The organism is Mesorhizobium sp. M7A.F.Ca.ET.027.02.1.1 (genome assembly GCF_004022985.1).
GTDB lineage: Bacteria > Pseudomonadota > Alphaproteobacteria > Rhizobiales > Rhizobiaceae > Mesorhizobium.
Genome location: NZ_RZOL01000033.1, coordinates 18,449 through 28,153 on the forward strand (window position 1 = coordinate 18,449; position 9,705 = coordinate 28,153).

At 63.6% G+C, this 9,705-nt stretch carries 10 protein-coding genes and 2 pseudogenes; 2 read left to right on the forward strand and 10 right to left on the reverse strand.

All coding sequences use genetic code 11. The features are described from left to right. Positions 1 to 4: 4 nt before the first annotated feature. On the forward strand, positions 5 to 589 hold the full coding sequence (locus EN749_RS06315; protein ID WP_245481810.1) for a TetR/AcrR family transcriptional regulator: 585 nt from the start codon (positions 5 to 7) through the stop codon (positions 587 to 589). A gap of 252 nt (positions 590 to 841) precedes the next feature. Here EN749_RS06315 and EN749_RS06320 read toward each other — a convergent pair whose 3' ends face one another. From EN749_RS06320 to EN749_RS06335, 4 genes are all read right to left on the reverse strand, one after another. Next, positions 842 to 2,116: a cysteine desulfurase-like protein gene (locus tag EN749_RS06320; protein ID WP_128362775.1), complete on the reverse strand. Its 1,275-nt coding sequence runs from the start codon at positions 2,114 to 2,116 to the stop codon at positions 842 to 844. 46 nt (positions 2,117 to 2,162) lie between these two features. Next, positions 2,163 to 2,837 carry an amino acid ABC transporter permease gene (locus EN749_RS06325; RefSeq protein WP_023811481.1) on the reverse strand — a complete coding sequence of 225 codons (675 nt, stop codon included), beginning with the start codon at positions 2,835 to 2,837 and terminating at the stop codon, positions 2,163 to 2,165. Between the two features lie 152 nt (positions 2,838 to 2,989). Then, complete coding sequence (locus tag EN749_RS06330; protein ID WP_128362776.1) at positions 2,990 to 3,787, reverse strand: ABC transporter substrate-binding protein; 798 nt, start codon at positions 3,785 to 3,787, stop codon at positions 2,990 to 2,992. A 71-nt stretch (positions 3,788 to 3,858) separates the two neighbouring features. Further along, positions 3,859 to 4,182 (reverse strand): hypothetical protein, encoded by a 324-nt coding sequence (locus tag EN749_RS06335; RefSeq protein ID WP_127322019.1) that lies wholly within the window; start codon positions 4,180 to 4,182, stop codon positions 3,859 to 3,861. Between the two features lie 112 nt (positions 4,183 to 4,294). On the opposite strand from EN749_RS06335, the gene EN749_RS06340 reads away from it, so the two are divergent. Then, positions 4,295 to 5,386 carry an LLM class flavin-dependent oxidoreductase gene (locus EN749_RS06340; protein WP_128362777.1) on the forward strand — a complete coding sequence of 364 codons (1,092 nt, stop codon included), beginning with the start codon at positions 4,295 to 4,297 and terminating at the stop codon, positions 5,384 to 5,386. A gap of 144 nt (positions 5,387 to 5,530) precedes the next feature. Here EN749_RS06340 and EN749_RS06345 read toward each other — a convergent pair whose 3' ends face one another. The 6 genes and pseudogenes from EN749_RS06345 to EN749_RS06370 all read right to left on the reverse strand — a co-directional run. Continuing rightward, entirely contained in the window at positions 5,531 to 5,926 is a 396-nt protein-coding gene (locus EN749_RS06345) for a RidA family protein (protein ID WP_127808070.1), read from the reverse strand. A gap of 60 nt (positions 5,927 to 5,986) precedes the next feature. Next, on the reverse strand, positions 5,987 to 7,135 hold the full coding sequence (locus EN749_RS06350) for an acyl-CoA dehydrogenase family protein (RefSeq protein WP_128362778.1): 1,149 nt from the start codon (positions 7,133 to 7,135) through the stop codon (positions 5,987 to 5,989). A 99-nt stretch (positions 7,136 to 7,234) separates the two neighbouring features. Then, positions 7,235 to 8,042, reverse strand: a pseudogene (locus tag EN749_RS06355) (enoyl-CoA hydratase family protein). Continuing rightward, positions 8,039 to 8,509, reverse strand: coding sequence for a MarR family transcriptional regulator (locus EN749_RS06360; RefSeq protein WP_128287527.1), 471 nt, complete (start codon positions 8,507 to 8,509; stop codon positions 8,039 to 8,041). Before EN749_RS06360 ends, EN749_RS06355 begins: the two are co-directional and overlap by 4 nt. Next, positions 8,503 to 9,276 carry an SDR family NAD(P)-dependent oxidoreductase gene (locus EN749_RS06365; RefSeq protein ID WP_128287528.1) on the reverse strand — a complete coding sequence of 258 codons (774 nt, stop codon included), beginning with the start codon at positions 9,274 to 9,276 and terminating at the stop codon, positions 8,503 to 8,505. The genes EN749_RS06360 and EN749_RS06365 overlap by 7 nt, the downstream gene beginning before the upstream one ends. Then, positions 9,273 to 9,705 (reverse strand): annotated as a pseudogene (locus EN749_RS06370) (bifunctional salicylyl-CoA 5-hydroxylase/oxidoreductase); the annotation flags it as partial. The pseudogene EN749_RS06370 and the gene EN749_RS06365, both read right to left, overlap by 4 nt.

Consider the following 9,705-nt stretch of genomic DNA (forward strand, 5'->3'; position numbering starts at 1 on the left):
GACTATGGGCAGGCCGAGAGAGTTCGATACCGAGAAAGCACTCGTGCAGGCGATGCGGCTTTTCTGGCGCAAGGGCTACGAGGGCACATCGCTGACTGACCTTACTGAAGAGCTAGGCATTACGCGCCCCAGTCTCTACGCGGCGTTCGGCAACAAGGAAGAGTTGTTCCTGAAGGTGCTCGACCGCTATGACCGCGAGACGTCGCATTTCATCCAGAATGCCTTGGACGCGCCAACTGCACGCGCGCTTGCTGCGGGGCTGATATATGGTGCATGCGCGTTCCACTCCGACACGAGAAATCCGCCAGGTTGCCTTATGGTGCATGGTGCCCTGATAGGGAGCGACGACAGCGCGTCGGCCCGCAAGGAGACAAATCTTCGACGCGGGCAACTTAGAAACCAGATAGCTAAACGTCTCGAACGTGCTCAGATAGACGGTGATGTCGGCAAGGACACCGATACAGCTGCCCTCTCAGGATACCTGGTTGCAATTCTGCGCGGCATCGCCGTCGAGGCCGCGAGCGGAGCCCAGCCAGACGAACTCCACCGCATCGCTGATATCGCGATGAGAGCCTGGCCGACCCAATAGCCATTCTACCGATAAATGCTGACAGTCCGTTGTCGGCCCCGTTCCCATCGTTCCGAAATGCATATCCGAATGGCCGCTTCTGGCGCGGTCCTAGCGTCCATTTCTGACCAGCCATTTGCGGCTGCCAGCCGACCGAGTTTTGACTTGGAGCGTTTTCAGCTAGGTGGAATAACTTGGCGTCGCACCAAATGCGCTGAAGGTAGATGGAGCCCACGCCGGTTCGGCCTGACTGCATCTCGCTCTAGACGCCGATCACGACAGCTTGGCGATGATGGCGCGCAGCGCCTCGCCGAACTTGTGGATTTCGCCCACGGTGTTGTAGTGGACCAGGGAGGCGCGGATGGCGCCGCTGTCCATTGAGAGGTTGAGACGCTTCATCAGTCGCGGCGCGTACATGTGGCCGTCGCGGATGCCGATCTGCATCTCGGCCATTTCCTCGACGACCCGCTGCGGCGACAGTCTGCCGATGTTGAAGCAGAAGGTCGGCACACGCTCAGTGATGCGGGCCTCGTCGGCAACGCCGTAGATGGTCGCGCCGCAACTTTTCAGCACGGCCAGCATCTCACGCGCCAGCACCAGCTCATAGTCGCGGATGGCGCCCATGCCGGCAACGATGTTGTCGCGCCGCGAGCGGTTGTTGGACGGCGCCAGATTGCGGCCGATCAGTTCAAGATACTGCACGGCGGCATCCATTCCGGAAACGTTCTCGTAGATGAAGGTGCCGGCCTCGACCTTGTAGGGCGGCTCGTCGGGGATGAAATCCTCGCGGAAGGTCGGCAGCCGCTTCAGCGTTTCGAAACGGCCCCACAGGAAGCCCATATGCGGCGAGAAATTCTTGTAACCGGAGCAGACGAGATAGTCGCAATCCCAGGCCTGCACGTCGATCAGCCCGTGCGGTCCGTAATGCACGCAGTCGAGGAACACTTCGGCGCCGGCCGCATGTGCGATCTCGGCCACCGCGGCGACATCGACGATCGAGCCGATCGAATGCGCGGTGACCGTGCTGGCGACGAGACGGGTGCGGTCGGAAACCAGCGGGCGAAGGTCGTCGACATGCAGATTGCCGTCCTCGCGCATGCGCCACCATTTGAACTTTGCACCGGCGGACTCCAGAGCCAGCCAGGTCGCGATGTTGGCATCATGGTCCATGTCGGTGATGACGATCTCGTCGCGCTCCTGCAGCATCTGACCGATGCCGAGGCTGACCAGGCGGATGAACGAGGTGGCGTTCATGCCGAAGCAGATTTCCGCCGGGCTATAGGCGTTGATGAGCAGCGCGACGCTTGTCCGCGCATCGGCGACCGACTGGTCGACAGTGACGCTGCGGCCATAACGGCCGCCACGCTGCACATTGTGCGAAACCAGATGGTTGGTCACCGCGTCGAGCACGCTCTGCGGAATTTGCGCGCCGGCGGCATTGTCCAAGAAGATGAAGTCGCCAGCCCGCTGTAAAGCTGGAAACATGGCGCGGATGGCGTCGACGGGGAACGCGGTGGCATTCGCATTGTCGGTCTGGTGCTTGTTCACGGGTAGGCTCCTGCAAAGGACTTGGGCGGGGATCAGGTGGCGGAGGTCAGCGCTTCTTTTCGGTCTTGAAGCGCTCTTCAAGCAGGCTGACGAGGCGGACCATCGGCCAGAGGAAGATGAGATAGACGAGGGCTGCGCCGATCAGCGGCGAGGGGTTGGCGTAGAGCGACTGCGCGTTGGTCGCCTCCTTCAAGAGTTCCGGCAGCGCCACGGTGGAGGCGAGCGAGGTGTCCTTGAACATCGAGACGCAGTTGCTGGTCATCGGCGGGATGACGACGCGGATCGCTTGCGGCAGCACCACCTTGCGCAAGGTCAGGAGGAACGGCAGGCCAAGCGCCTGCGACGCCTCGAACTGGCCACGCGGAATGCTTTCGATGCCGGAGCGGAACACTTCGGCCGAGTAAGCCGACATGATGAAGGCGAAGGCAGTCACCGCCGACGCCCAGGACGACAGGCGTATGCCGAGGAAGGGCAGCGCGTAGTAGATCAGGATCAGCACGACCAGCACCGGCAGGGCGCGGAAGATGTCGGTGTAGCCGACCGCGAGCCAGCGCAGCGGCTTCGGCGCATAGAGCCGCACCAGGCTGATCCCCAGGCCGATGGGGATCCCGATGCCGATGCTCAAAATGCCGAGCAGCAGCGTGTTCAGGAAGCCGCGCAGCAGTGCCGGCAGGCTGGACATGATGACGTCGGGGTTAAAGAAGGTATCCAGCAGCGACATGGGAGCGTTCCCGAACCCGAGAGCAATCATGCTCAGGTTAAAACCAATATGCCTCGCAGATGGCGAGGCGGTCGGCGCGGAAGCCGGCGCTGGAGCATGAAATGAATCGTGCCGGCCTGGAAAGCCGGCACGATGTCAGCGCAGCTTTCAGATCAGGCCTTCGGCAGCGGCATTTCCTTCATGGTCGAGGAGTCGGCCGGCGCGTCGCTGCCGAACCACTTCTTGTGGATGGCGGCCAGGGTGCCGTCCTTCTTCATCGCGCTCAGCGCATCGTTCAGCTTGCCGAGCAGCGGGTGGTCCTTGGTCATCATCAGGCCGTATTGCTCACCGGTCTTGATGCGCTCCTTGACGACCAGGTCCTTCATCTTGGTGAAGGAATACTCCATGCCCGGAATGTCGCTGACGGCCGCATCGACGCGGCCGGCGCTGAGGTCGAGGAGCAGGTTCTGCTGCGTGTCGTAGCCCTTCACGTCGCTGAAGCCATCGGCTTCCTGATGCGCCTTGACCCAGGTTTCGCCGGTCGAGCCGGACAGCACGCCGATGACCTTGCCCTTGAGGTCGGCCTCGGCCTTGATCGCGCTGGCGGTCTTGGTGGCGATGCCCATGTCCGAATCATAATAGGGCTGCGTGAACGACTGTGACTTCAGCCGCTCCGCCGTGATGGTGATCGACGAGATGGCGACGTCGATGCGCTTCGAGGTGGTGGCGGCAAACAGTGCCTGGAAACCGAGATCGGCGATGTCGGTGGTCATGCCGATGCGCTTGGCGGCTTCGTTGACGATGTCGACTTCAAAGCCTTCGAAAGTGCCGCTCTCGTTCTTGTACTCGAAGGGTGGATTGGTCGGGTAGGCGCCGACATTGAGCACATCGGCGGCATAAGCGGTGGCGGGGCCGGCGGCGATGCCGATGGCGGCGGCGAGAAGAAGCAATTTGCGACGTGTGAAGCTCATTTGTGTTCCCTCTGTTGTTGATCGGGCGGGTTGCTCCCGCACGGTTTTTTGCCGCCCCGCACGGCAGGGCGTCAATTCATGGCAGCGACCAATGCGGTCATGGTTGGCGACGTTTTTTGTTGCAGATCGCGGATCTGCGCGCGCACGTCATCGAAGGCATGGCGCGCATTGGATGATGACTGGGACAGTATGAACGACAAGAACTGAGACTCCCACCCGGAGCACCCACGATGGACTGGCCGGCACGATGGACTGGTCTGCACGATGGACTGGCCGGCAAGCCCGTCCGGCAAGGCAATCGCCATCGACTGTGGAATGCTTATCCAAAGTGCGGCGCTTTTCAAGGCGAAAGTTTTAAGCTTAAAAAGCTGCGGTGTCGGTTGCGTGGCGGACACCGTGCGGCCCGCTGGAACCGATACCCGCGAGCGATGGCGACCCGAAGCTATTTCAGGCTTGAAATATCTCGGCACGGGCCTAGCGTGTGCTCTCTCGCCGGGAGGTCGCGACATGAACAAACCACACCCTTTGCACGGCCCGAACAGATTGAAGCTTGGCGTCTTTTCGACCAATGCCGATGGCGGCCTTGCTATCACAGACGTTCCGGAACGCTGGACGGCAAACTGGCAGGACAATGTGACCGCGGCCCAGATCGCCGACCGCGCAGGGCTGGAGTTCATGCTGCCGATCGCGCGCTGGCGCGGTTTTGGCGGCCGCAACAAGGTGCGCGAATGGTCGTTCGAAACCTTCACATGGGCGGCGGCGCTTGCTGTGGCTACCGAGCAGATCGGCCTGTTCATGACCGTGCATGTGCCGCTGGTGCATCCGCTCTATGCCGCCAAGGCGCTGGCGACGGTCGACCATATCAGCCAGGGCCGCGCGGGCTTGAACATCGTCTGCGGCTGGAACCCGAAGGAATTCGGCATGTTCGGCACGCCGCTGGTCGAGAAGGGCTATGACCAGGCGGCCGAATGGATCGAAATCCTCGAAAAGCTCTATGCCTCGGCCGAACCGCTCGATTACGAAGGCACCTATTATCGCCTCAAGGAGGCTGTCAGCCGGCCGGCCAGCCTGCAGGTTCCCCGCCCCGTGACCATGAACGCCGCATTCGGCGGGCCGGGCCGCGATTTCGCCGCCGCCCGGTGCGATTATCTGTTCACGACCTTTTCGGAAATGAGCGATGCCGGCAAGCATGTCGCCGATATCAGCGAGCGGGCCGACAAGGCAGGCCGTGATGTCGGTGTCTACACGGTGGCGCATGTCGTCTGCCGCCCTACCATGGAAGAGGCGCAGGCCTACTACACGCGCTATGCCGTCGATATGGCCGACCACGATGCGGTCGATGCCCATATGGCCGGCAAGAAGGAATTCTCGCAGTCCCACGACCCGCACGCCTATGACCGCTACCGGCAGCGCTTCGCCGGCGGCGCCGGCACCTACCCGCTGATCGGAACGCCTGAAACGATCGCCGCCGACATGGCCGCCATCGCCGGACACGGCTACCAGGGCATCGCGCTGTCCTTCGTCAACTACACGCAAGAACTGCCCTATTTCTGCGATCACATACTGCCGATTTTACGGCAAGCGGGACTGCGCGTATAGCCGAAGGTGTGTTGAGATTCAGGTCAGGCCGAGTCGAAAACGGTGGGTTACGAGAACCGGAGCGGAGCGTACTTTTCGTACGCGAGCACCGGAAGCGCAGGAAGCTGCCGTTTGCAGACCGGCATCACCTGAATATCAGTACACCTATTCCGGGATGACGGCAGTTGCCTGAATCTCCACCTTGGCGCGGTCTTCGACCAGCGCCATCACCTGCATGGCGGCCATCGCCGGAAAGTGCCGGCCGATCACCTCGCGATAGGCCTCGCCAATGCCCCTGAGGTTGGCCAGATACTCGGCCTTGTCGGTGAAATACCAGGTCATCGAGGTGATGTGCTGCGGCCCCGCACCGGCCTCGGCCAGCACCGCCACGATGTTCTGAAGCGTCTGTCGCACCTGGCCAACGAAGTCGTCGGTCTCGAACTGGCATTGGCCGTTCCAGCCGACCTGTCCACCAACGAAGACGAGCTGTCCGCGTGCCGCGACGCCATTGGCGTAACCGACAGGTTTTGCCCAGCCTTCCGGCTGCAGAATCGTATGCATTCAAAACCTCCCGGTACCCAAAAAACCAAGTCTCAAAAATCGCTCGTCGATTTCCAGCCGTCAGGCCGCGCCCATCACCTGCCGCGCGATCACCACTTTCTGCACGTCGGAGGCACCCTCGTAGATGCGCAGCGCGCGGATCTCGCGATACAGGCTTTCGACGATATGGCCCTTGCGGACACCGTCGCCGCCATGCAGCTGCACGGCCTTGTCGATCACCTCTTGCGCCTTGTCGGTGGCAAACAGCTTGGCCATCGCCGCCTCGCGGGTGACGCGGGGCGCGCCCATGTCCTTGGTCCAGGCGGCGCGGTAGACCAGCAGCGCCGCGGCATCGACGTCCAGCGCCATCTCGGCGATATGACCCTGCACCATCTGCAGTTCGGCCATTGGCGCGCCGAACAGTTTGCGTTCGGACACCCGTTTGATGCTTTCATCCAGTGCGCGGCGAGCAAAGCCAAGTGCCGCCGCACCAACGGTCGAGCGGAACACGTCGAGCACCGACATGGCGATACGGAAGCCGTCGCCGGGCTTGCCGATCCGCGCGGCGACGGGCAGGCGGACCTGATCGAAAGACAGGCGCGCCAGCGGGTGCGGCGCGATCACTTCCAGCCGTTCGGCGATGCCAAGGCCCCTGGCGTCGCCAGGCACGAGGAAGGCGGAAAGCCCCTTGGCGCCCGGCGCCTCGCCGGTGCGGGCAAAGACGACATAGAGGTCGGCGATGCCGCCATTGGAGATCCAGGTCTTTTCACCCGACAGAACGTAACTGTCGCCGTCGCGGGTCGCCGTCATTTCCGTGTTGGCGACATCCGATCCCGAGCGCGGTTCCGACAGGGCAAAGGCTGATATCGCCTTGCCGGCACGCGTCTTCGAAAGCCATTGCTGCTGGTGCGGCGTGCCGAACAGGCTGAGCGCGCCGGTGCCAAGCCCCTGCATGGCGAAGGCGAAATCGGCCAACCCGTCATGGCGCGCCAGCGTCTCGCGCGTGATGCACAAAGTGCGGACGTCGAGGGGGCCAGGATTGTCTGGGTCGATCGCCGTCGGCTTCAGCCAGTCGTCTCGCCCGAGCTTGCTGACCAGCTCGCGGCAGGCGGCGTCGACATCATGGTGGGAGACCGGCAGGTTTTTCGCGCACCATACGTCGAGCTGCTCGGCCCACTTGCGATGGCGGTCTTCGAAGAACGGCCAGGAGAGGAAGGAGCGGTCAGGCATGGGTGCTTCCACCGCTATTCTCCAGGCCCTGCGCTCTACGGCGCCGGTAGGACAGAGGGGGGCGCTGTCCCGCCGACGTCTTCACGGAATGCATCATCCTCAATCCCCCTCGAACACCGGCTTTGGCCACGAACGCCTTGTAGGCGCGCTCGAAGTCGCGGGTCTGCATGCAGATCGCTTGCGCCTGGGCTTCCGCCTCGATCGCCTGGTCGAGACCCATCGACCATTCCTGGTTGAGCTGCGTCTTGGTGATGCCGTGCGCAAAGGTCGGGCCGGAGACGATGCGCGCCGCCATATCGAGCGCGTCGGCCTCCAGCGAGGCGGCATCGACCAGCCGGTTGTAGAAACCCCAGCGTTCGCCTTCCGCCGCCGTCATGGTGCGGCCTGTGTAGAGCAGTTCTGCGGCGCGGCCCTGGCCGATGATGCGCGGCAGGATCGCGCAGGCGCCCATGTCGCATCCGGCGAGGCCTACGCGGGTGAACAGGAACGCGGTCTTGGCTTCCGGCGTGGCGATGCGGATATCGGAGCTCATCGCAATGATGGCGCCGGCGCCGACCGCGACGCCGTCGACCGCAGCAATGATCGGCTTGCCGCAATTCAGCATCGCCTTGACGAAATCGCCGGTCATGCGGGTGAAGGCGAGAAGCTGCTTCATGTCCATATTGACCAGCGGGCCGATGATGTCGTGGACATCACCGCCGGAGCAGAAATTGCCGCCATTGGAGAGGAACACCACGGCGTCGACATCGTCGGCATAGACGAGGTCGCGGAACGTGTCGCGGAGTTCCGCATAGCTGTCGAAGGTCAGCGGGTTCTTGCGCTCCGGCCGGTCGAGCCGGACCTTGGCGATCCTGCCCTCGACCTCCCACAGGAAATGCTTCGGCTTGCGCCCGGCCATTGCGGTCATTCGCGTCCCTCCCAGTTGCTGCGGAACGAGGTCAGCATGCCGGTCAGCCGGCGCGCGTCGTCCTCGCTGACCTTGCCCAGCAATTCGCCGATCCAGCCTTCATGCGCCGCAGCGATGGCGGCAAATGCCTGCGCGCCTTCCTCGGTCAGCCGCACCATCGACGTGCGGCGGTCGCCATTGCGCCTTGCGCGGGCGACAAGTCCTTCCGAAACCAGCCGGTCGACGATGCCCGTGACATTGCCGTTGGAGACCAGCAGGAAACGCGACAGGTCGCTCATCAGCATGCCTTCCGGCGCGCGATAGAGGGCGGCCATCACGTCGAAGCGCGGCAGCGTCGTGTTGAACTCCTTCTTCAGCCGTTCGCGCAGCTCGGCCTCGATCGTGCGCGAGGCGCGCAGCAGCCTGATCCACAGACGCAAGCGGTCCTTGCCGGGTCCCGACGGCGCGGGCAGGGGGCCGGCTACCATGTTTCGCCTCCTGAGATGGAAATCGCCTGTCCCGTTATCGACTGGGCGGCGTCGCCGCAGAGCCACAGCACGGCCGCGGCGACCTCATCCGGCTGGATGAAGCGGCCTTGCGGGTTGGTCGAGGCGAGGCTTGACCGCGCTTGCTCGACCGAGCGGCCGGTCTTCTCGATGATGCGCTGGATGGACTCTTCCAGCATTTCGGTTTCCACAAAGCCTGGGCACACCGCGTTGACGGTGATGCCCGATTTTGCCGTTTCGGCGGCAAGCGCCCGCATCAGGCCAACGACGCCATGCTTGGCGGCGACGTAAGACGCGACGTAGGCGTAGCCTTTCAGGCCGGCGGTCGAGGCGATGAAAACAATTCGTCCTGTTTTCCGCGCCGCCATTCCGGCCAGCGCCGGCTTCACCGTCAGGAAGGCGCCGGTCAGATTGACGTCGAGCGTCCGCTGCCACTCGCTGAGCGCGGTTTTGTGCGCCGGGGCGCTGCCGGCCATGCCGGCATTGGCGACGACGATGTCGAAGGGGCCGCGCGCGGCTTGCGCCGTCTCGTAGAGCGCCGCCATTGCCACTTCGTCGGTGACATCGGCGGCAATGCCGAAGATGCGGCCGTTCTCCCCGGCCACCTCAGTGAGCTCGGCTTCCCGGCGGCCGCAGATGGTGACATCGATGCCGGCAGCAGCCAGCGCCAGCGCGATGGCCCGCCCGACGCCGGAGCCACCGCCGGTGACCAGCGCATGCTTGCCGGGTATCGTCGCGGCGGTACTCATACTTTCAGCCCCGCTGCGGCGTCGCGCTCGGCCAGACGGTAGAGCTGGTCGCGCCCGGGCAGATAGGGATCTGGCCATTTGACACCACGGTCGCCGAGCGTCACGGCGGCATGCAGTGTCCAGTAGGGATCGGTGAGATGCGGCCGTGCCAGCGCCACCAGATCGGCGCGGCCGGCCATCAGGATCGAATTGACATGGTCCGGCTCGTAGATGTTGCCGACCGCCATCGTCGCCATGCCGACTTCGTTGCGGATGCGGTCGGAAAACGGCGTCTGGAACATGCGGCCATAGACAGGCTTGGCCAGTGCCGAGGTCTGGCCTGCCGAGACGTCGCAGATGTCGACGCCGGCCTCGAGCAGCAGCCGTGCGATCTCCACCGCGTCGGCCGGTGTGACGCCCTCGATGCCCACCCAGTCATTGGCCGAAATG

Bases quoted from the DNA above. Each gene is read 5' to 3' on its own strand.
- EN749_RS06315 (WP_245481810.1), top strand. From the start codon at position 5: ATGGGCAGGCCGAGAGAGTTCGATACCGAGAAAGCACTCGTGCAGGCG.
- EN749_RS06325 (WP_023811481.1), bottom strand. From the start codon at position 2,837: ATGTCGCTGCTGGATACCTTCTTTAACCCCGACGTCATCATGTCCAGC.
- EN749_RS06330 (WP_128362776.1), bottom strand. From the start codon at position 3,787: ATGAGCTTCACACGTCGCAAATTGCTTCTTCTCGCCGCCGCCATCGGC.
- EN749_RS06340 (WP_128362777.1), top strand. From the start codon at position 4,295: ATGAACAAACCACACCCTTTGCACGGCCCGAACAGATTGAAGCTTGGC.
- EN749_RS06345 (WP_127808070.1), bottom strand. From the start codon at position 5,926: ATGCATACGATTCTGCAGCCGGAAGGCTGGGCAAAACCTGTCGGTTAC.
- EN749_RS06350 (WP_128362778.1), bottom strand. From the start codon at position 7,135: ATGCCTGACCGCTCCTTCCTCTCCTGGCCGTTCTTCGAAGACCGCCAT.
- EN749_RS06360 (WP_128287527.1), bottom strand. From the start codon at position 8,509: ATGGTAGCCGGCCCCCTGCCCGCGCCGTCGGGACCCGGCAAGGACCGC.
- EN749_RS06365 (WP_128287528.1), bottom strand. From the start codon at position 9,276: ATGAGTACCGCCGCGACGATACCCGGCAAGCATGCGCTGGTCACCGGC.